The sequence below is a fragment of the Methylomonas subterranea genome (assembly GCF_024505185.1).
Taxonomy (GTDB): domain Bacteria; phylum Pseudomonadota; class Gammaproteobacteria; order Methylococcales; family Methylomonadaceae; genus Methylomonas; species Methylomonas subterranea.
The window spans coordinates 17,993-40,790 of sequence record NZ_JANIBJ010000016.1 but is presented as its reverse complement, the minus strand read 5'-3'; the positions used below and the strand labels follow the sequence as shown (position 1 = coordinate 40,790).

24 protein-coding genes are annotated in these 22,798 nt (G+C 54.4%); 9 read left to right on the top strand and 15 right to left on the bottom strand.

The features are described 5' to 3' along the window. The first annotated feature begins 127 nt into the window (after positions 1-127). The 5 genes from NP590_RS10070 (at position 128) to NP590_RS10050 (ending at position 7,901) form a co-directional block, all read left to right on the top strand. Positions 128-1,828 carry an ABC transporter ATP-binding protein/permease gene (locus tag NP590_RS10070; protein ID WP_256602248.1) on the top strand — a complete coding sequence of 567 codons (1,701 nt, stop codon included), beginning with the start codon at positions 128-130 and terminating at the stop codon, positions 1,826-1,828. Between the two features lie 7 nt (positions 1,829-1,835). Next, positions 1,836-2,954, top strand: coding sequence for a glycoside hydrolase family 5 protein (locus tag NP590_RS10065; protein WP_256602247.1), 1,119 nt, complete (start codon positions 1,836-1,838; stop codon positions 2,952-2,954). Between the two features lie 88 nt (positions 2,955-3,042). Beyond that, positions 3,043-5,049: a DNA helicase Rep gene (gene rep, locus NP590_RS10060; RefSeq protein WP_256602246.1), complete on the top strand. Its 2,007-nt coding sequence runs from the start codon at positions 3,043-3,045 to the stop codon at positions 5,047-5,049. Between the two features lie 114 nt (positions 5,050-5,163). Beyond that, positions 5,164-6,369 carry a GTPase family protein gene (locus NP590_RS10055; RefSeq protein WP_256602245.1) on the top strand — a complete coding sequence of 402 codons (1,206 nt, stop codon included), beginning with the start codon at positions 5,164-5,166 and terminating at the stop codon, positions 6,367-6,369. Continuing rightward, entirely contained in the window at positions 6,366-7,901 is a 1,536-nt protein-coding gene (locus NP590_RS10050) for a GTPase (protein ID WP_256602244.1), read from the top strand. Before NP590_RS10055 ends, NP590_RS10050 begins: the two co-directional genes overlap by 4 nt. Positions 7,902-7,934: 33 nt before the next feature. Here the strand turns inward: NP590_RS10050 and msrQ are convergent, their stop codons facing one another. The 7 genes from msrQ to NP590_RS10015 form a co-directional block, all read right to left on the bottom strand. Then, positions 7,935-8,555 carry a protein-methionine-sulfoxide reductase heme-binding subunit MsrQ gene (msrQ, locus tag NP590_RS10045; protein ID WP_256602243.1) on the bottom strand — a complete coding sequence of 207 codons (621 nt, stop codon included), beginning with the start codon at positions 8,553-8,555 and terminating at the stop codon, positions 7,935-7,937. Positions 8,556-8,559: 4 nt separating this feature from the next. Then, positions 8,560-9,492: a protein-methionine-sulfoxide reductase catalytic subunit MsrP gene (gene msrP, locus NP590_RS10040; protein WP_256602242.1), complete on the bottom strand. Its 933-nt coding sequence runs from the start codon at positions 9,490-9,492 to the stop codon at positions 8,560-8,562. 150 nt (positions 9,493-9,642) lie between these two features. Further along, positions 9,643-10,131, bottom strand: a complete 489-nt coding sequence (locus NP590_RS10035) for an SDR family NAD(P)-dependent oxidoreductase (protein ID WP_256602241.1) — start codon at positions 10,129-10,131, stop codon at positions 9,643-9,645. Then, entirely contained in the window at positions 10,086-10,565 is a 480-nt protein-coding gene (locus NP590_RS10030) for a DoxX family protein (RefSeq protein WP_256602240.1), read from the bottom strand. Before NP590_RS10030 ends, NP590_RS10035 begins: the two co-directional genes overlap by 46 nt. Positions 10,566-10,579: 14 nt before the next feature. Continuing rightward, positions 10,580-11,350: an HvfC/BufC N-terminal domain-containing protein gene (locus NP590_RS10025; protein WP_256602239.1), complete on the bottom strand. Its 771-nt coding sequence runs from the start codon at positions 11,348-11,350 to the stop codon at positions 10,580-10,582. Next, complete coding sequence (gene bufB, locus NP590_RS10020; RefSeq protein ID WP_256602238.1) at positions 11,334-12,215, bottom strand: MNIO family bufferin maturase; 882 nt, start codon at positions 12,213-12,215, stop codon at positions 11,334-11,336. Before bufB ends, NP590_RS10025 begins: the two co-directional genes overlap by 17 nt. A 12-nt stretch (positions 12,216-12,227) precedes the next feature. Further along, positions 12,228-12,503 (bottom strand): BufA1 family periplasmic bufferin-type metallophore, encoded by a 276-nt coding sequence (locus NP590_RS10015; RefSeq protein WP_256602237.1) that lies wholly within the window; start codon positions 12,501-12,503, stop codon positions 12,228-12,230. Between the two features lie 276 nt (positions 12,504-12,779). Between NP590_RS10015 and NP590_RS10010 the strand changes: the two genes are divergently transcribed. Next, positions 12,780-14,654, top strand: a complete 1,875-nt coding sequence (locus NP590_RS10010; protein WP_256602236.1) for a sigma-54-dependent Fis family transcriptional regulator — start codon at positions 12,780-12,782, stop codon at positions 14,652-14,654. 12 nt (positions 14,655-14,666) lie between these two features. Here NP590_RS10010 and NP590_RS10005 read toward each other — a convergent pair whose 3' ends face one another. The 8 genes from NP590_RS10005 to rpmH form a co-directional block, all read right to left on the bottom strand. Then, positions 14,667-14,891, bottom strand: a complete 225-nt coding sequence (locus NP590_RS10005; protein ID WP_256602235.1) for a hypothetical protein — start codon at positions 14,889-14,891, stop codon at positions 14,667-14,669. A 260-nt stretch (positions 14,892-15,151) separates the two neighbouring features. Continuing rightward, the gene (locus tag NP590_RS10000; RefSeq protein ID WP_256602234.1) at positions 15,152-15,664 is read right to left on the bottom strand and encodes a GNAT family N-acetyltransferase; all 513 of its coding nucleotides are present in this window, start codon (positions 15,662-15,664) and stop codon (positions 15,152-15,154) included. Continuing rightward, on the bottom strand, positions 15,661-15,948 hold the full coding sequence (locus NP590_RS09995) for a type II toxin-antitoxin system TacA family antitoxin (RefSeq protein ID WP_256602233.1): 288 nt from the start codon (positions 15,946-15,948) through the stop codon (positions 15,661-15,663). Before NP590_RS09995 ends, NP590_RS10000 begins: the two co-directional genes overlap by 4 nt. A gap of 192 nt (positions 15,949-16,140) precedes the next feature. Further along, a complete protein-coding gene (mnmE, locus tag NP590_RS09990; protein ID WP_256602232.1) occupies positions 16,141-17,478 on the bottom strand; it encodes a tRNA uridine-5-carboxymethylaminomethyl(34) synthesis GTPase MnmE in 1,338 nt (445 codons plus the stop codon). 6 nt (positions 17,479-17,484) lie between these two features. Next, positions 17,485-19,185 carry a membrane protein insertase YidC gene (gene yidC / locus NP590_RS09985; RefSeq protein ID WP_256602231.1) on the bottom strand — a complete coding sequence of 567 codons (1,701 nt, stop codon included), beginning with the start codon at positions 19,183-19,185 and terminating at the stop codon, positions 17,485-17,487. A gap of 3 nt (positions 19,186-19,188) precedes the next feature. Beyond that, positions 19,189-19,413, bottom strand: a complete 225-nt coding sequence (gene yidD, locus NP590_RS09980; RefSeq protein WP_013820712.1) for a membrane protein insertion efficiency factor YidD — start codon at positions 19,411-19,413, stop codon at positions 19,189-19,191. Then, complete coding sequence (rnpA, locus tag NP590_RS09975; protein WP_371927291.1) at positions 19,395-19,760, bottom strand: ribonuclease P protein component; 366 nt, start codon at positions 19,758-19,760, stop codon at positions 19,395-19,397. Before rnpA ends, yidD begins: the two co-directional genes overlap by 19 nt. Positions 19,761-19,763: 3 nt before the next feature. Beyond that, complete coding sequence (gene rpmH, locus NP590_RS09970; protein WP_256602229.1) at positions 19,764-19,898, bottom strand: 50S ribosomal protein L34; 135 nt, start codon at positions 19,896-19,898, stop codon at positions 19,764-19,766. A gap of 158 nt (positions 19,899-20,056) precedes the next feature. Between rpmH and NP590_RS09965 the strand changes: the two genes are divergently transcribed. The 3 genes from NP590_RS09965 to NP590_RS09955 all read left to right on the top strand — a co-directional run bounded on the left by NP590_RS09965 (position 20,057) and on the right by NP590_RS09955 (position 22,716). Next, positions 20,057-20,449, top strand: a complete 393-nt coding sequence (locus NP590_RS09965) for a YMGG-like glycine zipper-containing protein (protein WP_256602228.1) — start codon at positions 20,057-20,059, stop codon at positions 20,447-20,449. Between the two features lie 252 nt (positions 20,450-20,701). Next, entirely contained in the window at positions 20,702-21,247 is a 546-nt protein-coding gene (locus tag NP590_RS09960) for a PAS domain-containing protein (protein ID WP_256602227.1), read from the top strand. Next, entirely contained in the window at positions 21,244-22,716 is a 1,473-nt protein-coding gene (locus NP590_RS09955) for a methyl-accepting chemotaxis protein (protein WP_256602226.1), read from the top strand. The genes NP590_RS09960 and NP590_RS09955 overlap by 4 nt, the downstream gene beginning before the upstream one ends. Positions 22,717-22,798 lie beyond the last annotated feature (82 nt).

The window sequence follows — 22,798 nt, the reverse complement described above, 5'->3', positions numbered from 1 at the left end:
GCGGCGGTCTGGAAACAGGGGGGGATTCGCTACGTCGCGCCGCTGGAAGCCACACTCTGCCGCCAACGGTTTTTATTGTTATTAGTACGGCTAATTTGTATATTGCCTGCTCACTTGAAAGAGGAGTATGGCTTTGCAAACGACCAGCAGATTTTTTATTCAGTTCATCAAGCTTGCCGGACCTTATTGGAATTCCGAGCACAAGGCGACCATTCGCGGCTTATCCCTGGCGCTGTTGCTATTGACCATATTGCAAATTGTCATTTCGGTCGTGATTACGGTATGGAGCGCGGATTTGTTCGATGCGCTGGATCAACGCTCGATGTCCCGCTTTTTTACTCAGTTAGGGCTGGTGGTATTGATATTTATCGCCAATATGGCCATCACCGTCACACACTTGATGGTGAAGCGCCGCATCCAGCTGGGTTGGCGCGGCTGGTTGACCGATAAACTGATCAGCCAGTGGATGCACGAAGGCCGGCACTATCTGGTAACGCATCTGCCGGGCAAGCACGATAACCCGGACGGCCGGATTGCCGAAGACGCCAGAATCGCCACCGAATATGCCATCGACCTGATACACAGCCTGATTTACAGCATTTTACTGTTGGTGAGCTTTACTCAAATCTTGTGGGACCTGTCCGGCACGGTAACCCTGGATTTGGGGATTTTCCAAATGGCTATTCAGGGTCATCTGGTCTGGATAGCCATGATCTATGCCGCCAGTGCCTCCATGTTGGGTTGGTGGATAGGCAGGCCTTTGACCAAGGCTACCGACGATAGGCAGACCGTTGAAGCGAACTTTCGCTTTGGTCTGGTTAAAGCCCGCGAAAATTCGTTGGCCATTGCCTTGATACACGGCGAACGGCACGAGGCTCCGCATTTTCATCGTCTGTTCGGCGACATCGTCAATGCCTGGGACAGGCAAACCAAGGCCTGGGAGCGCATCATGCTGTTTGGCTCCGGTTATTCGGTGTTGTCGATGGCCTTTCCCGTCATGGTTTCGGCGCCCCGTTATATCCTGGGCAGTATCACGCTGGGCGCACTGATGCAGTCGGCGCAATCCTTTCAACACATGGTATCCGCCTTATCCTGGCCGGTCGACAACATGGGCCGGGTGGCTGAATGGCGCGCTTCCGTCGAGCGGGTATTGGGTCTGTCCTCGGCCCTGGAACAACTGGAAAAGGAAATTGCCAAGCCCGATCCTCACCGCATTCATTTGATCAAAAAAGACCGCTCCGCCTTGAGTTTTAAAAATCTCAGTTTGTGCCGCCTGGACGGCTTAGTTTGCATTGAATCGCTGAATGAAGAGATAACGGCGGGTGAGCGGGTATTGATCGCCGGCAATGCCTTTACCGGCAACAAGTTGTTTAAAGCCATAGCCGGCCTCTGGCCGTGGGGCGAGGGCACCATCGAGTTACCGAACGGAGAACCTATGTTTTTCATGCCACCGCGGCCGTTCTTGCCGACCGGTAAACTGCGTTCGGCGATTTGTTATCCCTCCAGCAGCAAGGATTTTGCCCAGGACGATCTGGAATATGCCTTGGGCTTGGCCGGCGTCGGCGAATTGGTGGCGCAACTGGATGAAGTCGCCGATTGGGAAAAAAACCTGGAGCGGGAGCAGCAGCAACGGCTGGGTTTGGTCAGGGTGTTGCTGCAAAAACCCAAATGGATCATGATGCAGGAAGCCTTCGACTCCCTGGATCCGGAGGGAGAAGTCGATATGATCAAGATCATCAACCGTAAATTGCCCGACTCGACGGTATTGACCATAACCAAGCAACCGACCATTCAGGCCATGCACAAGCGCCGTATTGTGCTGGGGTGAGGTAAACATGCCGATTGATGCCGACAGACCGGTCAAAAAACTCAGGGGTGTCAATCTCGGTGGCTGGCTGGTATTGGAAAAATGGATGACGCCCAGCCTGTTCAGCGGCATGGCGGCGCGCGACGAAACCGCTTGGTGTGTCGAATTGGGCGACAAGGCCGAGTGGATATTACAAAAACACTGGCGTACCTTTATCAATCGCGAAGATTTCGCCTGGCTGGCGGAAGTCGGCATCAATGCCGTGCGCATCCCGGTCGGCCACTGGTTGTTCGAGGCCGATTACCCTTATCACGCCAGTTACGGCGTAAACCCCTATCCCTTCGTGCAAGGCGGCGCGGACATTCTGGACCAGGCATTCGCTTGGGCAAGTGAGTTCGGTTTGGCGGTGGTGGTGGACCTGCACGCCGCGCCCGGTTGTCAGAACGGTTTCGATAACGGCGGCATCCAGGATGTCTGCGAATGGCATACCCGGCGGGAATATATAGACTACGCCCTGAAAAGCCTGGAGCGTCTTGCGCAACGCTACGGCGGGCATCCGGCCTTGTGCGGTATCGAAGTGCTCAACGAACCGCGCTGGGACATTGATACCGAGTTGCTGAAACGCTATACCCAGGCCGGCTACGACATCATCCGCCGACATTGCCGGGCGGACGACGTGGCGGTGATTTTTCACGACGGTTTTCGCGGCTTCCGCGAATACGAACGCTTCATGAGCGGTCCGCAATACCGCAATGTGATTTTCGACATTCATCGCTACCAATGTTTCATTCGGGAAGATGTCGAGTTGGACGTATTCGGTCATTTAAACAAGGCAGTGGTCGACTGGAAGAACGAAGCCGAGGATATCATCGCTCATGCCGGCATACCGACTTATGTCGGCGAGTGGAGTCTGGGCCTGGATTTAAAAATGGCCGCAAGCTGGGCGGCGGGTGCCTTCGATTACCCGACGTCCGGCATGGACGACTTTCAGCTGAACGTGGCTTACCGGGGGTACGCCGCCGCCCAACTGGCCTGTTTCGAAAAATACCTGGGCTGGTTTTTCTGGAGTTACAAAACCGAAAACATGCCGCAATGGTGTTTTAGGGATTGCGTGGAAAATGGCTGGCTACCCAACCGCTTTGGCTGACGAGGGGCGCCGCTAAAGGCGGGGCAACTCAGCAAAAATAGTCCGATGCTGGGATAATACGGGTTTTATTAGCCGGTTCTTCCTTTTCGTGTCCCCCAAGCTTAACCCGCAACAACAAGCCGCCGTTAAAATTATCGATCGCCCCTTGCTGGTACTGGCGGGCGCCGGTAGCGGCAAAACCCGCGTAATTACCGAGAAAATCGCCTATCTGGTGCAGCAAGGCACGCCCGCCCGCCATATTGCCGCCGTCACTTTTACCAACAAGGCGGCGCGGGAAATGAGAAGCCGGGTGTCCAAGTTGCTGGACGACAAACAAAGTCGCGGTCTCAGGGTATCGACCTTTCATTCGCTGGGTCTGGACATCTTGCGGGCGGAACACAAAACCTTGGGTTACAAGGCCGCCATCACCCTGTTCGACGAGCAGGACAGATTGACCCTGTTGCGGAATCTGATCAGCCACGGCCTGCAAGATTGCAACATCGACGAGGTCGAGCAATACAATCGGCAAATTGGCCAGTGGAAAAACGCTTTTGTGACCCCGGAACAGGCCTTATCCGGCGCCGATGCCGTTAATCCGGGTGCGGCGCTGCTCTACGATGCCTACACCCGCAGCCTGAAAGCCTATAACGCAGTGGATTTCGACGATCTGATTTTGCTGCCGGTATTGTTATTTAAGCAGCATGCGCCGGTGTTGGAAAAATGGCAAAACAAAATCCGCTATCTGCTGGTGGACGAATACCAGGACACCAACATCACCCAGTATCAGCTGGTACGCTTGTTGGCCGGCAATTTGGGCCGTTTCACCGTGGTCGGCGACGACGACCAATCCATTTATGCCTGGCGCGGCGCCCAACCGGAAAACCTTGGCCAGTTGCAGAAAGATTACAGCCGGCTGCAGGTCATCAAACTGGAGCAGAACTACCGCTCCTCCGGGCGGATTTTGAAAGTCGCCAACCAGTTGATCTCGAACAATCCGCATACCTTTGAGAAAAAACTCTGGAGCGAATTGGGTTACGGCGAGCCGCTGCGGGTATTGAGCCATAAATCCGACCAGCAGGAAGCCAAGCAAATCGCCGCCGAAATCGTCCATCACCGCTTCAAGCACGGCGGCAGCTATGCCGATTACGCAATTCTGTATCGCGGTAACCACCAATCGCGCTTGTTCGAAAAAGAGCTGCGCGAAAACAACGTGCCCTACTTCATCAGCGGCAGTACCTCGTTTTTTAGCTACGCGGAAATCAAGGACGTACTGGCCTACCTGCGGCTGATGGTTAACCCTGGCGACGATGCGGCTTTTCTGCGCATCATCAACACTCCCAGAAGGGAGATTGGCCCCACCACGCTGGAAAAGCTGGGCGCTTACGCCAACGAACGGCATATTAGCCTGTTCGACGCCTGTTCCGAATTCGGTTTGCAGCAGCGCCTGTCGGAAAAATCGGTGCATCGGCTGCGCCAGTTTTGCGGCTGGCTCAACGAAACCGCCGGCAAAATCGAGCGGGAAGATACCTTTAAAGTCATTCCGCAAATGTTGGAGCAGCTCAACTATGAGCAATGGCTGCGGGAAAACAGCAAGACCCCGGCCGCCGCCGAGCGGCGCATGGGCAATGTTTTTGAATTGGTCGAATGGTTGCAACGCATTGCCAATAACGAGACGGGCGGGGAAAAATCGCTGGCGGAGGTGATTGCCAAGGTCATGCTGCTGGATATTATGGACCGCAATCAGGAACAGGAGGCCGGCGACCAGGTCAGCCTGATGACGCTGCATGCCGCCAAGGGTCTGGAATTCCCGCATGTATTTCTGATCGGCATGGAGGAGAACCTGTTGCCGCATCAAAATAGCATAGACACCGGCAATATCGAGGAAGAACGCCGGCTGGCCTACGTCGGCATCACCCGCGCGCAGAAGACGCTGACCTTCAGTTATTGCACCCACCGCAAACGTTACGGTGAAATCAGCGAATCCGAACCCAGCCGGTTTTTAAGCGAACTGCCGGAAGACGATCTGGAATGGGCCAACAAGAAAAAACTGCCGCCGGAAGAAATCAAACAGCGCGGCAAGGCCAGTCTGGCGCAACTGCGGGAAATGCTGAACTGAAAATCGCCGCCGCCAAGGCCGGCGGGGCGAATTCCGTATTTTTTCGGCCACTGTCAAACGGATTCCGTGGCAAACTGCCGCGTCGGCAATGTCGTTTTGCAACCCGGTAAATCCATGATCAATAAACTTTTGCACGGGGAGTGGATCCATAGAATCCTCAATCCCGCTGTTTCGGAAATTCAGCTGCATGCAAAGCTGCAACAGGCCCGGCAAAACATGCCCATGCCGGTGTTTTGGTTGTTGGGTAAAACCCAAAGCGGCAAGTCCTCCGTCATTCAGGCCTTGACCGGTTCCAGCCGCGCCGAGATCGGGCAAGGTTTTCGCGCCTGTACCCGCCAGTCGGCGGTCTACGACTTTCCCAACGAAGATAGCGCTTTCCTGCGGTTTTTGGATACCAAGGGTTTGGGCGAAGCGGACTATGATCCCAGCGAAGACATGGCGTGGTGCCGGAGTCAGGCGCATTTGCTGATGGTGGTCGTCAAAGCCATGGATCACGAGTTGGATGGCGTACTGTCGGCAACTCGAACCATTCGGGCCGTACATCCCGAATGGCCGGTATTGGTCATACAGACCTGCCTGCATGAGGGCTATCCGAGTAAAGCCAGCAACCATCCGCAACCCTATCCGTTTGCGGAGGATAGATTGGATATGCGTTGTCCGGCGGATTTGGCTCGCTCTATCAGTGTGCAAAGGCAACATTTCAAAGCCTTGGGCGCACAATTCGTCGCCGTTGATCTGACTCGGGTCGAAGACGGCTATCAGCCGGTGCATTACGGATTGGAGGCCTTGTGGGAAGCCATCGAAGCGGCGCTGCCGTTGGGCTTGCGGCACATGTTATTGCAAAACCGCCTGCAATCCGGCCAACTCAACGATGTCTATGCGCAACATGCCTATCCTCATGTGATGGGCTATGCCGTTTCCGCCGGGTTGTTGGCGATGACTCCGGTACCGGCCGCCGGCATGCCGCTGGTCATCGCGCTGCAAGGCAAAATGTTTCACAGCATAGCGTCGATTTACGGCCTGTCGCTGACGAAACGGAGCGTTTACGAAGTGGTCAGTGCGGTGGGTGTCGGTGGGATCGGCATTGGCTTTGGCGCGCGCGAACTGGCTAAATTGATCCCCGGCTGGGGATCTTTGATTTCCGGGCTCTCAACTGCCGCCATTACCTATGCCCTGGGCATGACCTTATGTTTTTACTACGCCCAAACTCAACAAGGCCATGCCTTTAGCGCCAAAATGCTGAAGACGGTTTATCAGGAGCAGTTGCAATGTGGCCGTGAGTTGCTAAAAGCACGCTTCACGCAAAATCCGGGATCATGATGAAACATGCGTTATGGCCTTGGCTAACACTGTTGCTTGTCGGGATAATCCCTTTTTTGGCCTTGACGGTGATCGGGGCTTGGTGGGTGTGGCAGCAGCAGTGGTTTTGGCTATGGCTGAATCTGGCGGTATTGTGTAGCGGCATTGTCTGGATTGCCGCACGTCAGCTCAATCGATATCAAAAAAGACCATTGGCCGATAGCGCCATTAAATTCGACACGCCATTTTCGCAACGCGATCAAGCGGCTTGGGATGCTGTGCAGGCTTTGATTCCCATCATTGGCCAGGATACGCGACAAAAACTGGATCAAATCGATACCTGGCTGGCGATGGGGCAGCAGGTATTGATATTGGTGGCTCGGCATTATCGCCCCAAGGCAAAGCACCCTGAAATGGATATACCGGTTACCGAGCTGTTGCGCATGGCCGAGCAGGTTTGCCATGATTTGCACGAACAAATTCAGGGCAATTTGCCTCTGAGTCACGTGGTGACCCTGGCCGACGGTTTGAATCTGCAGCGATGGCTGGAGCATTTGAGTACTGCCAATACTGCATTACGCTTGGGCCGGCTGATATTAAATCCCCTGACGGGCGGTTTATACGAAGCTAAAAATTATGCCCAAAGCAAAGTATTAGCCTTAACGCTGCCCCGGCTGCAAGATTGGCTGCTGGAGATGTATATCCAGAAAGTAGGGCATTATGCGATTCTGTTATATAGTGGGCGCGTGGCGGTAGAGCCACAAAAAATCGATGTCTTGTCAGCCAAGTCTAAGGCTGACGGTCAACAGGCTCAAAAGACAGCATCGATTCGGGAGCCGTTACGGTTTTTGCTGGCCGGACAAACCAATGCCGGCAAATCAAGCTTGATCAATAGCTTGTTCGATTCACCACGCGCGGCGGCGGACGTGGTGTCGTGCACGGATGCCATCATGCCTTATGTACTGGAGAAAGAGGGACAGTTTTCTGGGTTAATTTTCGACACACCGGGTTATGGCGAAATCACCAGTTGGTTGGCCGACAATAGTCAAGTGTTGGATAAAACCGATTTAGTGCTATTGGTCTGTAATGCCAATAATGCCGCAAGATCGGCTGATCGCCGGTTTCTACAAGGCTTTCAGCAACACTTCAAGGCTCAACCGAACCGAAAAATTCCACCCATGTTAGTTGTGGTTACACATATCGACGAACTGCATCCGGTTCGAGAATGGCAGCCGCCCTATGATGTGATAGAGCCCAATTGCGTCAAGGCTGCCAACATCCGGGCCGCCATGGACGCCATTCAGCAGGATTTATCGCTCTTTGATAATACTGTAATCGTTCCGGTTAGTTTGAGTGATAACGACGGCTTGGGGCCCTATAACCTAGATTCGTTATTGTTGGCCATGGGGCGGCAAATGGATGAAGCCAATCGAGCCCGCTTGTTGAGATGCTTGAAAGACGCCAAAAGCCATGAGAAATGGACCCGATTGTGGCAGCAAGTAGCTCAGTCCAGCCGTTGGTTCTTAAGCAAAATCAGCGATACATTGCCTTAAACAAGTCCAAGGCCATCTTTTATCATTACGCGGTTATTGCTTCCCCTGTCCCGTTGGCCGCAGACGGTAAACTACCCGCGTACCCAGTAAAATGCCCAGCAGCACCGCAAAGATGATGGGGTTGCTGAGGTCGTTTTTCACCAGCCACCAGTAATGTACAACGCCGCCGATGGCGCATGGGTAGACCAGTGTATGCAGCAAGCGCCAGTATTTGCCGCCCAGCCGGCGCATCATGTTATCGGTGGAGGTGATGGCTAGCGGGATCATCGACAAAAAGGCCGGGAAACCCACCGTGATATAGGGCCGCTTGACGATGTCCTTCAGAATGCCGTCCCAGTCGAAAAACTGATCCAGCACCAGATACGTTAAAAAATGCAGGCAACCGTAAAAGAATGTGAACAAACCCAGCATGCGCCGCAGCCTTACCGGCCACGACCAACCCGACAGGCGTCTGAGCGGGGTTGGGGTCAGGGTGATTAGCAAAAAAGTCAGCGTCCAGTAACCGGTGACATGGCTGATTTTTTCGATGGGATTGGCGCCCAGTTTGCCCAGATATGCGCCGATGCTTAACTTGAGCAGCGGGATCAAGGCCAGCAAAAACACCCCGGCTTTAATCCGGCCCACGATTTTGTTGTCGAGATTTTTAATCGCCATGCGCCTAGAAGTATTTGCTCAAATCCATGCCGGCGTACAGTGGCGCCACTTCATCCGCGTAGCCATTGAACATCAGGGTTTTGCGTTTTAAAAATTCGCCGATACGGCGTTCCTTGGCCTGGCTCCAGCGCGGGTGATCCACCTCCGGATTCACGTTGGCGTAAAAACCGTATTCGTTGGGGCCGGTCCGCATCCAGCTGGTAACAGGCTGTTGTTCCAGCAAACGGATGCCGACGATGGACTTGGCGCTTTTGAAACCGTATTTCCAAGGTATCACCATCCGGATTGGCGCGCCGTTTTGATTGGGCAACACGTCGCCGTAAAGACCCAACGTCAATAATGTCAGGGGGTGCATGGCTTCGTCGATGCGCAGGCCTTCCCGGTACGGCCAGTCCAGCACGGTGGATTTTTGCCCGGGCATTTGCGCCGGATCGTGCAGGCTGACGAACTCGACATATTTGGCGTTGCCGGTGGGTTCCACCCGTTTCAGCAGTTCCGCCAGCGGAAATCCCAGCCACGGCACCACCATCGACCAGGCCTCCACGCAACGCAAGCGGTATATGCGCTCTTCCAGGGGCGCCATTTTTAAAATGTCGTCGATATCGAAGACTTTGGGTTTATGTACTTCACCTTCGACCGACACGCTCCAGGGCCGGGTTTTCAAGCTGCCGGCGCGGGCGGCGGGATCTTCCTTGCCGGTGCCGAATTCGTAGAAGTTGTTGTAGGCCGTGATGGCTGTCAGCGGGGTTAATTCCTCCTCCGCGCCGTAGGTGGACTTTTTCAAGTCGCCGAACGAGCCGGCGGCCCGGGTCGTCTGCGGCAATAAGGCCGCCAAAGCCGCGCCGCCGGCGGTTTGCATGAATTTGCGGCGGGCGTAAAACAGGGCCTTGGGGGTGATTTCCGAAGCGGGTATCGCTGGCGCTTTATAGGGTTTCATGTTGCGTTCCTCGGCAATAAAAATGGGTGGGCCGGCGATTTCCGTTTCCGGCAGTGTACGTTAACAGCGGATAAAATTTTCGTAATCAAGTTTCGCTCGACTCGCGCGCTGAGTAAGCTGAAGCCGCCCTTGGCGAGCCTGAAAAGCCGTTCAGGGTTGCTCGGTGCTTCCATCCGGGCGGGAAAGCCCGGCCAAATAGCGGAACAGGCCGGTGCAATCGAAAACGATCAATTCAGTCGATCGTGCCGCCCGCATGGCTGTTCGCACCGCATCGGCATGCAAGCCGCTGTCGTCCACCAGAATATCCAGGCGGCCCCAATAGGCGGTCAGCACGTCGCACAGGCTTGTCATCTGGTCGGGCTGGGCAACATCGGCTTGAAATATCATGGCTTGGCCGCGCTTATTGCGGATACGCTCGGCCAGTTGTTCAGCCCGATGCCGCTGCTCCGAATAATTCAGCATGACTTTGGTGCCCGCCTCGGCCAAGGCTTCGGCCGCGGCGGAAGCCGCCGGCGAGGTGGCGGCAAGTACCAGGGCGATGCGGCCCCGCAAGGGCTGAATTAATTCGGCGGCGGGCACGCGGCTCTCCAAGCTCAGCCGCAAAAAAGCCGTGGTTTCAGCCAGGCGTCGAGCGAGCATTTGCCGGGGCCGTGCAGTATGCAAACCAGCAGCATCACACCCCAAACCTTATGTTGCTCGATACCGGCGGAGCCCAGCTCCGGGTATGAAATAACCGCGACGATATTAAACAGAAACAGCAGTGCGGCGGCACTGCGTCCGCGCCAGCCCAAAGCCAGCAATACCGGCCCGCACAGTTCGATCGCCGTTCCCAGAATCGCCGCCGTTTCAGGCGGCAGCAAGGGCACCGCGTATTCGTACTCGAATAAGTACAAAGTGCTGTCCCAATTTCGCACTTTCAGCAAGCCGGAGATCCAGAAGGCATAAGCCACCCAGCAGCGCAGCAATAAATCGCCGAACGGGCTTGCGCGATTAAGCATGTATGCCAGCTTGGTCAGGTAATTCAGTGGACTGCGACTTACCGGTTTATAGTCGTTGATACCGAGTGTGTTCATAATGCATGATCCTGTTAAACAAAGTAAAACCCGCTCAGCAAACCTTTCGATAAACCGTCCCGCAAAAGGGCTTGCGGCGCGAAATCGGCTTGCCTGGCCATGGCTGTTTCGACCGCTTGCACCAGACAGTCGCCGGCGGCCAGCGCGGACAGGCACAGGTACTCGGCCTCGCTCAAGCGCTGTATGTTCACCTCCAGATTCGGGCGGAACAACAGCAGCCGGCAGCCACCTTGGTCGAGATCGATCAAGCCGCTGTCTGTATCATCGGGCTGATTGACCAGCCAGATACGGTCTATCGGATACCTCGACGCCAACAGCCGGACGCTCGGATGCAGCTTGAAAGCCAGCCGGACATGGTTGGCCGGAGCTATAAGCGCCAAATCAGCAGACGTCAGCGGTGTGGCATTTTCCGCATGGTAAGCCTGGTGAAACGACCATTCCAGCCGGGCAATGTCCGGCAAATACGCCAAGCCGCGCGCGTCGGTAAATCCGGCGATCAGATCAGCAAACTCGCCGCCAAACTCCAGCAAACAGGCGGATTTTGGCGGCCGACTGGCGATGTAGGCACGGGCAAGACGTTGGAAAAAGCCCTCGCCCACCAGGCGGTTGACGACCGGGTAGACATCCCGCAAGGCTTCCGTCAGTCCGGACAGCGTGTTGTGGCGGTAAATGGCTAGCCGTCGCGCTGGTTCCAAGCCATTAGCCACGATGCCGTCCGGTACATCCTCGGATTCCCGGAAGGCGAAGCGGGCAAAATCCCGTTGCGTGTCATGCAGCCTGTTCATAATTTTGCCTCATGTAAGTGTCAGCTCGTGCCGCTTGCTCAACCAGGACTTGCCAACTCGGCAAATCCGCGTCCCATTCGATCAACGTGGGCCGCTTGCCGATGATACGCAATGCCGCTTGGTAAAGTTGCCACACCGCCTCGCACACCGGCCGGTCGTGGGTATCGATCAAAATACCGCGTTCGCCGGCAGCGTTCCGGCTATGTCCAGCCAAATGCATTTCCGCCACCCGCGCCGCATCGATGCCGCGCAGATAGGCCAAAGCATTCCAGCCGTGGTTTTGGCAGGACACGTAAACGTTGTTCACGTCCAGCAAAATGCCGCAGCCGCTTCGTTTGCTCAGTTCGTTGAGGAATTCGGCTTCGCCATAGCTGGAAAAGCGGTACTCGAGGTAACTGGACGGATTCTCCAGCAGAATTTGCCTGCTCAAGAAATCCTGCACGCGGGAAATTCGCGTCGCTAGATGCGTCAATGCCGCGTCCGTATAGGGTATCGGGGCAAGATCGTTTAAATAGCGGCCAGCAAAACTATTCCAGGCTAAATGCTCCGACACCAGCGCCGGTTCGATGCGGGTTATCAACTCCTTGAGTTGCCGCAGGTGCCGGCTGTCCAGTTCGTCAACCGAGCCCAACGACATCCCTACGCCATGCAGGCTGAGCGGGTAATCGTTGCGCACTGCTTCCAGATACCTCAACGGTGCTCCACCTTTACCGAAATAGTTTTCGCTGTGTACTTCAAACCAAGCCACTGCGGGCTGCTCATTCAACACGTCGCGATAATGGCGGGAGCGCAGCCCGATTCCGGCATTGGCCGGAATCGCAGCTGTTGCCACGCGCATGTGGGGAGCTTGAATCGACTGCGCCATGACAGACTCAGCCTACATGCCGGACGGCATTTCCAGACTGCCGCCGACGATACGCTCGCAGGTGCCCGCGGGAAGGGCGATAAAGGCATCCTTTTGATTGTCCATGATGGCATGTCCCGCGCAGGCGTTGGACAGGGTTTTGCAGTCGTTTTTACCGGCTTTGGCGACGCCGTAGCATTTTTCGTGATCAGGCTTGTCGGCGGCGAATGCCTGACTCTGCGCGCCTAAGGCGCTCAATGCAAGCAGTGTGGCTAAGGTGGTGGATACGGCAGGGTTAGCAGATTTCATGGGTGTTCTCCAAAAGTTAGAATTTAGAAGTGTCGCCGGTAAGCACCGACTGACACATCCCTATATGGCAAGCCGCGTGCCAAATACGCGTCATAAAAAAATTACATTTAAAATCATGGTGTTGAGGTGTTTATGCATGGGTTTCGGTTTGACGCGTGCATTTTTGGTGTCACCAATAGTGGTGGATACCGCCAATGTTGGTGGCCTGGTTTGGTGGGGAGGATTAGAATGCCGGCGGCGTTTATTTTGTTGTTTAACCCCAGGCAAGGTGTCGGCATGGCAACACAACCCGTGGATTTAAATGAGTTATCCATACTGCAGGCAGTGGTGGAAGGTACAGTGCTGGCCACTGGGGACGATTTCCTGCGTTCGCTGGTGCGCAATCTGTGTCTGGCTACCGGTGTTGCTAACGGCTTTATTGCGGAATTTACCGAGGCTAAAACCCGGGTAAGGTCTCTGGCCTTCTGGGCGGACGGCGAATTTCTACCGCAACAGGAATGGGAGCTATCCGGCACACCCTGCGAGGATGTGCTGCGCGGCAATCTATGTCATTACCCATCCGAACTTAGCAAGAAATTCCCGCACGAAGAAGGGGTGGAAAGCTATTTGGGCGTGCCCTTGCAAGACAGCGAAGGTCAGATTCTCGGCCATCTGGCGTTGTTCGGCCAACAACCGATGCCTGAACAACCCCGTTTGCTGTACACCTTCAAGATTTTTGCCGCCCGGGCCGCCGCGGAACTGAACCGATTACGCATGGAAACGCAACTACGGCTCAGCGAAAAACGTTATCGGGAGCTGTTCGACGAAGCGCCGATTGCCTATGTACACGAGGATAGAGATAGCCGTTTTCTGCAGGCCAATCAGGCGGCGCTGCGCATCCTGGGCATCAGTCCCGAACAAGTGCCCGGTATACGGGGTATTTCCCTGGTACCCGATACCCCCGACGCCCAGGCCCGGCTGCGAGCGGCATTCGCCTGCGTGGAAAAAGGTACCGACAGTGCCGGCGTGGTGCTGGAATTGCGCCGCAAGGATAATGGTCGGCCTGTCTGGATCCAGTGGTGGTCGAAAACCGATCCCAGCGGCCAATTCATGCGTACCCTGTTTATCGACATTACCGAGCGGGTACTGATGGAACAGGCGCAAGCCCGGCTGCAAGCGCAAAATCTGTATTTGCAGGAAGAAATCAAGTCGGCGCATAACTTTGACGAGATCGTTGGCCGCAGTCCGGCCTTGCGGTCGTTATTGAATCAGGTGCAACGCGTCGCCCAAACCGATGCCTCGGTATTGATCCAAGGTGAATCGGGTACGGGCAAGGAATTGATTGCCCGCGCCATCCATTCCGCCAGCAAACGTAAAAACCAACCTTTGATCAAAGTCAATTGCGCGGCGCTGCCGTCCAATTTAATCGAGAGCGAATTGTTCGGCCACGAAAAAGGCGCATTCACCGGCGCGGTGAATAAACGCATCGGCCGCTTTGAGCTGGCGGAAGGCGGCACGCTGTTTCTGGACGAAATAGGCGAAATTCCGCTGGATATGCAGGTGAAATTGTTGCGGGTTATTCAGGAGCGCGAGTTCGAACGTGTGGGTGGCCAAACGTCGATCAAGATGAATGTGCGGGTCATTACCGCCACCAACCGTAATCTGTTGCATGAGGTTGAGGCAAAAAACTTTCGCGAAGATTTATTTTACCGCTTGAACGTGTTTCCGTTGACTACCCCACCTTTGCGCGAGCGGCTGGAAGATATCCCCTTGTTGGTGGATTTTTTGCTTGGCAAATTCGCCCCGAAAATCGGCAAGAAAATAACTTCGGTCAGTCTTGGGTCCATGCGGCGTCTGCAGCAATACCGCTGGCCTGGCAATATCCGCGAACTGGAAAACGTCATAGAGCGGGCCGTCATTCTGGCCGACGGAGCCGTTCTGGAGATAGGGGCCGATCAGTTGCCGGGCAGCTCGGATGCTCGCCACCCGGATTCGCCGCAAACAAACGATGCCAGTCTCGATACGATAACCAGGGAGCATATACTCAGCGTTCTCGAGCAAACCCGCTGGGTCATCGAAGGCTCGAAAGGCGCGGCAAGGCGGCTGAATCTCAAGCCCAGTACGCTACGTTATCGCATGCAAAAGCTTGGTATTGCCAAGACGGGGCAATGAGGTATTTGGCTTTTATCCAAGCAGTTGTTTTGGTGGCGCTGATTTGAAAGGGGGCTTATGTGCCAGGCTAAGACCTTTATCCGTTTTTACCGCTTCACTTTTCGATACAGAAAGTGAAATAACTTCTAATATCATAGCCTTATGCGTATTACTCTGAAAGTCACGCGGCAACCGCCCAAAAACTAACGACATAACGCCGTTGACTTTCATATGTCGGGGTGATTGCCAGGCCTTCATGAGCGTTACTCTGAAAGTAAAAATCGGGCGGGTACGGTTGCTTGTTGGACAGGCGTCGGCAGCAAGGATACTGCCGACGAGCCTACACGGACGTATTTACGGCGTCCTGTCCGGCGAGGAACCGTGCCCAGCTGCACTACTTTCATCTGCCGGGGCGATGCCCAGCCTTCATGAGCGTTATGGTGTAACATGGGTGTAACGGGTTAAGAAGCAATAGAAAACTTCTTCGGTTAATTTTTCAACCAGCCATCCGCGCTAATTCACTCAGGCTCCGCCAAAATGACTCGAATGGTTTCAAGCGTCATCAGCAATGTCATGGGCTGAAGCGGCGAGTTAACAAAACCACGTGACAGATAGAATTGTTTCGCCGGTTCAGACAACGCATGCACTAATAACGCAAATACCCCCGCATCACCGGATACATTGACCGATCTCAGCATGGCGTCCCGCAACAGAGCTTGGCCAAGGCCTTGATTGTGATAGCGCTGATCCACAGCGAGTCGACCCAATACCAAAATAGGCAATGGGTTGGGCATATTTCGCCGCATACCTTTCGGCGCGAGCTCATGACTGATCGCACCTGTTGACAAACAATAGTAGCCAACCACTTGCGAATCAGCGCAGACTACAAAGCACCGAGATGCGCCGGATGCGTGATTTTTAAGTGCCCGTTTTTTTAGCCAATCATTTAATGATGGCTCGCCACAGTCGAAATTCGTCAGCTGATGAGTTGCGGCAACGGGTTCAGGTTTCGAAAGCGACAAGGGAATCATTGATCCCAAGGGGCTTTTGTCTTTAGCAGGCGACGCAGTTTATCCGTTGGCGGCAATGGTTGATCGAGCAAGGTTTGAAATTGTGCAAACGTACCCTCGTCGACGGTAAAAAATGCTTGGTCAAGCAGCACATCTTCTGCTTCTCGACAGGCGGCTTCCAACATAAAGTCTGACCGACTGCGACCCAGCCGTTCCGCGGCTTGATCAATCAGGTCTCGTTGCTTGGCTTTAGCACGGATATTGATAGATACGGATGGTGTTTCGTTGGTGTGAGCTTGTATCATGGCAGCCCCTTATGTGTGTCAATTTATAATACAGTCTTGTGTAGAAATTTTCTACACATTGGCATTGTCGCATATGCCAGTTCAGATTGGATACGTTTTCACTATGCACACAAGCCGGCTAAGCGTTGTTGGCGGATTAGATGGCAACGTTGGAGCGGAATATGCACCTTTGTTTTCCCTTGCTTTGCCGCTTCACTTTCCGATACAGAAACTGCCGAAAATTTCACCTAGAAGATCGTCCGGGGTGAATTCTCCGGTGATTTCGGATAAATGGCTTTGGGCCAGTCTTAGGTCTTCGGCGACTAGTTCCGGGGCCTGGTTTTTGAGCTGGTGGTCGGCGTTTGCCAGTGCTTGTTGCGCCAGATTCAGGGCTTGCAGATGGCGGCGTCGGGCGATGAAGACGTTGTCGCCGGTTTCGCCGAAGCCGACGCTATTCTTCAGGTATTGTTTCAGCAACTCCAGGCCGGCGCCGGTTTTTGCCGACAAATAAATTTCGGTGCCGTGTTCGCGCTGGACGATATGCGGCGCTTGTCCAGACAGGTCTATCTTGTTGAATATCCGTGTGACGTCGATGTCGGCTGGCAGTTTGTCCACCATGGCTATGTTTTCGCGGTCCGTACTGTCCATCAGCAGTAAAACTTTGTCGGCGGTCTCGATTTCTCTATGCGCGCGGCGGATGCCTTCCTGTTCGACAATGCTATCGCTGTCGCGCAGGCCCGCGGTGTCGATGATGTGCACGGGCATGCCGTCGATTTGGATGCGTTCGCGCAATACGTCGCGGGTGGTGCCGGCAATGTCGGTGACTATGGCGGCATCGTGGCCGGCCAGTGCGTTTAGCAGGCTGGACTTGCCGGCGTTGGGTTTACCCGCCAGCACCACGCTGATACCGTCGTGCAGTAAGCGGCCCTGGCGGGCGGTGGCGTGTATGGATTGAATTTTGGCCCGCAGCTGTTCGATTTTACCGGCCACCATGCCGTCGCTGAGAAAGTCGATTTCTTCGTCGACAAAGTCTATCGCGGCTTCGATATACACTCTCAGTTCGATCAGTTCGTCTATCAGTTCGTTGATTCGGTCCGAGAATACCCCCCGCATCGATTGCTGGGCCGAGCGCACGGCTTGCTCGGTGCCGCTGGTGATCAGATCGGCAATGGCTTCGGCCTGGGCCAGGTCGATTTTGTTGTTTAGAAACGCCCGTTGGCTGAATTCGCCGGGATTGGCCGGCCGCGCGCCCAGGCTCAACACCCGGCGTAGCAGCATGTCCAGAACCACGCTGCCGCCGTGGCCTTGCAGTTCCAGTATGTCTTCGCCGGTAAAGGAGGCCGGGCCGGGAAAATACAAGGCCAGACCGGAGTCGATGACGCCGGAGTCGGCATCGTGAAAATGGCTAAAGCGGGCGTAGCGGGGCTTGAGGGTTTTGCGGGTGATTTGGCGGCCGATGTCGAATGCGGCTGGCCCGGAAATGCGGATGATGCCGACACCGCCGTTACCCGGCGGTGTGGCGATGGCGGCTATGGTGTCGCCGGTGCTCATCCGTTTCTAGTGATGGTGATGCGAGTCTTCCGCCAGTACGTGTTTGGTGATGTACCACTGTTGGATGATAGACAAGCTGTTGTTGCAGATCCAGTACACGACCAAGCCGGAGGGGAAGAACAGGAAGAACACCGTGAACACAATGGGGAACATTTTCATGACCTGGGCTTGCAACGGATCGACCGGAGCGGGATTCAGGCCTTGCTGAATCTTCATGGTGATACCGTAAAGAATCGGCAGCAGGTAGAAGGGGTCTTGCGCGGACAGGTCCTGTATCCACAGCATGAAATCGGCCTGGCGCAATTCCACGGTTTCGATCAGTACCCAATACAGCGAAATGAATACCGGAATTTGTACCAGCATGGGCAGACAGCCGCCCAGCGGGTTGACCTTTTCCCGTTTATACATGGCCATCATTTCGGTATTGAATTTCTGTCTGTCGTCGGCATAACGCTCTTGCAATTCCTTCAGCTTGGGTTGAATCTTGCGCATCTTGGCCATGGACTGGAAACTGGCCTTGGACAGCTTGAAGAACAGGGCCTTGATGAAGAAGGTGACGCCCAGAATGGCAACGCCCCAGTTGCCGACGAAGCTGTATATTTCGTTCAGCAGCCAGTAAATCGGTTTGGCGATGATGGTCAGCCAGCTGTAGTCCACAGTCAGTTCCAGGCCGGGGGCAAGGGCCTCCATGAGCGGCTGAATTTTGGGGCCGACAAACATTTGCGCGTTGAAAACGCCTTCGCTGGAAGGTTGCACGGTAAGGTCTTGCGAATAGGAGCCGATTACGAAGCGGCCTTCGTTAAGCGCCTTGGTATAGAAATGGTTTTCCTGATCCGCCGGTGGAATCCAGGCGCTGGCGAAATAATGCTGGATGAATGCGCTCCAGCCGCCTTGGCTGGCGACATCCAGGTTGCCGTCGGTCATGTCTTCGTATTTGATTTTTTGGTACTTGTCTTTTTGGGTGTAAATCACACCGCCGGAATAGGTTCTGATGAAGTTGTTGCCGCTTTTGTCGCTGTGCTCGACGCGCAAGAGTTGATTGTATTGGCGGCCCGCCCAGGGTTTTCCAGACTGGTTGCTGACCTTATGGCTTACATCGACCGCGTAACTGCCGCGTTTGAAGGTAAAGGTTTTGGTGATGCGCAGGCCTTGCTCGTTGGTCCAGGTCAGCGGAACGTTCAGCTCGTCCTGGCCTTCCTGTAATTCGTAACTGGTTTTTTCACTTTGGTATTGGGCATGGTGGTCGGGCGCGCCGGCGGATTCGCCGCTGGCAACCAAGCCGCTTTGAGCCAGAAACAGTTTTTCCGGATTGGCGTCGAACAGGCGGATGGGCGACAAATCTCTTTCCGGAGCTTGCATGCCTATCAGTTCCCAGGCCTTGTTAACGTAGGTATTTTCTTTTTCGTGCGGGTATTGCAGCAGGTCGAGGTTGCGCAGTGTACCGCCCACTGGATCGATTTCCAGGGCAAATACGTCGGTTTTGATCCGGATGATGCGTGCGTTGGATTCGGTTGCCGTGGCTGCTTGCCGGGTATCTTGGGCTTGGACGGAGTCGGCGGACGAAGCAATATCGTTGCCTCCGGCTACCGTGGGAGTGTCCGAGACGATGGCTTTCGGTTTCGGGCCGTAGTCAATCTGCCATGATTCCCAAAGCATGTAGGAGATCATCAACATCGCCATGACAAGTACAAATCTAATGTTATCCATTGTTTATTTACTCAATTTTTCCGGAACAGGATCGATGCCACCTTCGTGGAACGGGTGGCATTTTAATAATCGTCGAAGCGTGAGGTAGGAGCCCTTGGCGGCGCCATGCAGCTGGATTGCCTCCAGGCCATAACTTGAGCAACTGGGATAGAAACGACATCTCGGTCCCAGGAGGGGGCTAATGAAGTATTTATAAACCTTGATCAGGGTTATGAGCAGGAATCGCATCGATCCACCAATTTAAGCCAATGCCTTTCCAGTGACTTCCTCAATATTTGCAGGTCAGCGGTTGCCGCGTCGCCGCGCGCCAAAACCACAATATCTATATTGACAATCAGTTGTTTTTGCAGGCGGAAGCTTTCCCGAACAGTTCTTTTAATGCGATTCCGCGCGACTGCTTTTTTAATGGCTTTTTTGGCGATGGCCAGTCCCAGCCGCGGGTGCGGCAGGGGGCTATTGGTCGCCAACACGGTAAAATACTTGTCAGACGATTTTACTGGGTTTGCAAAGACATTTTTATACTCGGCGGGCGTCCTGAGCCGATATAAATCGGGAAAGCCGAAGTCTTCGGCCAACAATTAGACTGTCAAGGAAGCGCGACCTTTCGCTCTGCGCGCATTGATGACCTTGCGACCGCCCACGGTTGCCATTCTGGCGCGGAAGCCGTGAGTTCTTACACGTTTCAATTTGCTGGGTTGGTAGGTTCTTTTCATGGGAGTTTGCCTTATTAAATAAAACGGATAAAAAAGGCTGCGGATAATACGTTAAGCGCCGGATACTGTCAATTTGACTTGGGCTTATCAAGTTGGTAATACAGCAGATGCGGTATACTGTATTCGGAGTTTTTCATCAAAATAGCAGGAGTGTCGACATGAAAACAGTTAACCTTTTGGTTTCATTGATAGCGGGAGTATCGGTGGCGGGTTGCGCGGCGACCACGGGTTGGCGACCCACCGTGGATACATATAATGACAGGAATGCCTATAGACTGGAGCAGGACATGCATGAATGCCAGCAATTGGCATCCCAAGCAGCCAGTTCCGTTAAGGAAACAGCCACGGGCGCCGTGGTGGGTGGCTTGATCGGCGCGGCGGGCGGCGCGGCGATTGGCGCCGTGACCGGTAGTCCGGGCAAGGGGGCGGCTATCGGTGCCGCCGCCGGCGGTATCGGCGGGGCCGCCAAGCAAGGCATACAATCCGACGACGGTTATAGAAATGCATATCGAAGCTGCCTGCGGCAGCGCGGTCACACGGTGCTCAACTGATTTTCCCTTCGCGATGACGGGCAATCGATGCCTTCGCTTACCCGTCATCGTTGACGTCATGGCGCCAGGAAATAACGCTGGCGCATCTCGGCTCCGCCACCTCCCCCAGATCCGATTTTCGCGCCGACGGACAGGCGGGCGGGCTTCGCCTCGCGGGAATGTCGGATGCATTGCATAAAACGACATGCGATTTAGTTTTTTTGCGAAAAAGGCCTAGAATTTACCTGGAAAATAAAAACAAGGTGTGGACACATGAAACCCGGTATTACCCCCAATAAAACAGAACATAAGTTGGCAGAGGAGGATTTCATCGTCTCCAAGACCGACAAATCCGGCAGGATAACCTACGCCAACCGGATATTCATGGAGATAGCCGGCTACCCGGAGCATGAACTGCTGGGCGTGCAACATAACATCATTCGTCACCCGGATATGCCGAGAGGGGTGTTCCGCTTTATGTGGGATACCCTGAAAGCCGGCGAGGAGTTTTTCGGCTTCGCCAAAAACATGTGCGCGGACGGCGGTTTTTACTGGGTGTTTGCCAATATCACGCCGGACTATGACAAGGACGGCAAACTGCAGGGCTATTATTCCGTGCGCCGCAACCCGCCGCGCTCGGCGCTCGAGGCGATTACACCCATTTACAACGAAATGTTGGCTATCGAAAAGAACGCTTCCGTTAAGGAAGCACCGGGGAGGTCGTTGGATTATCTGTTTGACGTGGTCAAACAATCCGGTGCCAAAAGTTATAACAATCTGGTGTTGCAACTATACAAACCGAACGGAGTGTCGAAATGAAGCGAAGCAATGCCAACATTCCCTTTCTGAAAACCCGGATCGGTTACGCGGTTGCCGGGATTTTGTTTTTTGCCCTGGCATTGTTCGTTTATTGCCTAGCGTCATCGGGGTTTACCTGGGTGGCGTTGGCCCTGACCATTCCTCATCCCGTCATAGCCTGGTATATCTGGAAAATCGCCAAGCAAAACCTGGAGGTGCTGGAGCGCATGGAAAAGGTTCTGGAGTTGACCAACCAGGGCGAGCTATACCACCGCATCACCGGTACCCGAGGCCTGGGTGAAGTGGGCAAGGTGGCCTGGGAACTCAACGAAACCCTGGATATCATCGAAGCGTATTTCAAGGAAATCAATACCTGCTTCAGGGAAGCCGACAAGGGCAATCACGACCGCTATGCCTTGGGGGACGGCTTGCCCGGTTTGTTGAAGCAATCCACCAAGAACATCAATTTCGCCTTGGGGCATATGAATGAGAATGCCCGCCTGATGGTGAAAAGGCGCCTGTCCGCCGGCCTGCATTCCTTGAATACGGCCAATTTGTCCGGCAATTTAAAAGCCTGTCAAAACGATTTGATCGGCATTACCGAACAATTGCAAAAGGTGGAAAACATCACCATGGAAACCGGCCGGAACGCCGACGACAGTCTGGGTACCGTCGAACAGATCAGTTCGTCGCTGCAAAACATCAATTCCACCGTGCATTCGGTCTCCGAAGTGATTACCGCCTTGATCAACGACAGCAAAAAAATTACCGAATCGTTATCGATGATTACCGGTATCGCCGACCAAACCAACTTGTTGGCCTTGAATGCCTCCATAGAGGCGGCCAGGGCCGGCGAACACGGTCGCGGTTTTGCCGTGGTGGCCGACGAGGTGAAAAATCTGTCCGAACATACCAAAAATGCCGCGCTGGAGGTATCGAAAACCCTGCGGGCCTTCAACAAACGGGTCGAACGCATGCATCAGGAAGCGGAAAGTTCGTCTTCCCTGTCGCAGGAAGTCATGCAGCAGGTCAGTTCGTTCAGGCATCAGTTTTCGGGTTTGTCGGATTCGGCCAAGGCGTCCGTGGGCTTCATAACCTATGCCAAGGATAAATCCTTCGGTTTGCTGACCAAGCTGGATCACATCATTTATAAACAAAACGGCTATATTGCCATCGAGCACACGGAAGATTGCCCGCAATATCACGCCATCAAGGTGGATAACCATAACTGTCGGCTGGGCAAGTGGTATTACGAAGGCATAGGCTACGAAAAATTCAGGACTACCGAGGCCTACAGCAAACTGGATTTGCCGCATCTGGATGTACATCAATCCACGCAGTTGGCCTATGAGCTTTCCAGGGGCGATTGGGTGAACGATTCGTTCAAGCTCGACGAAATCATCAAACAAATGCACGCATCGGAAGCCGCCAGCAGTCTGGTCATGCAATACATCGATGAAATGGTGGAAGAAAAGAATAGACTGAAGTAGCTTAACCTTCGACAAACGGGCGGCCCGCATGGGCCGATGCCGAATAGGGATGCCGGCGCGGAAAGCCCGGATAGCTCGCCAG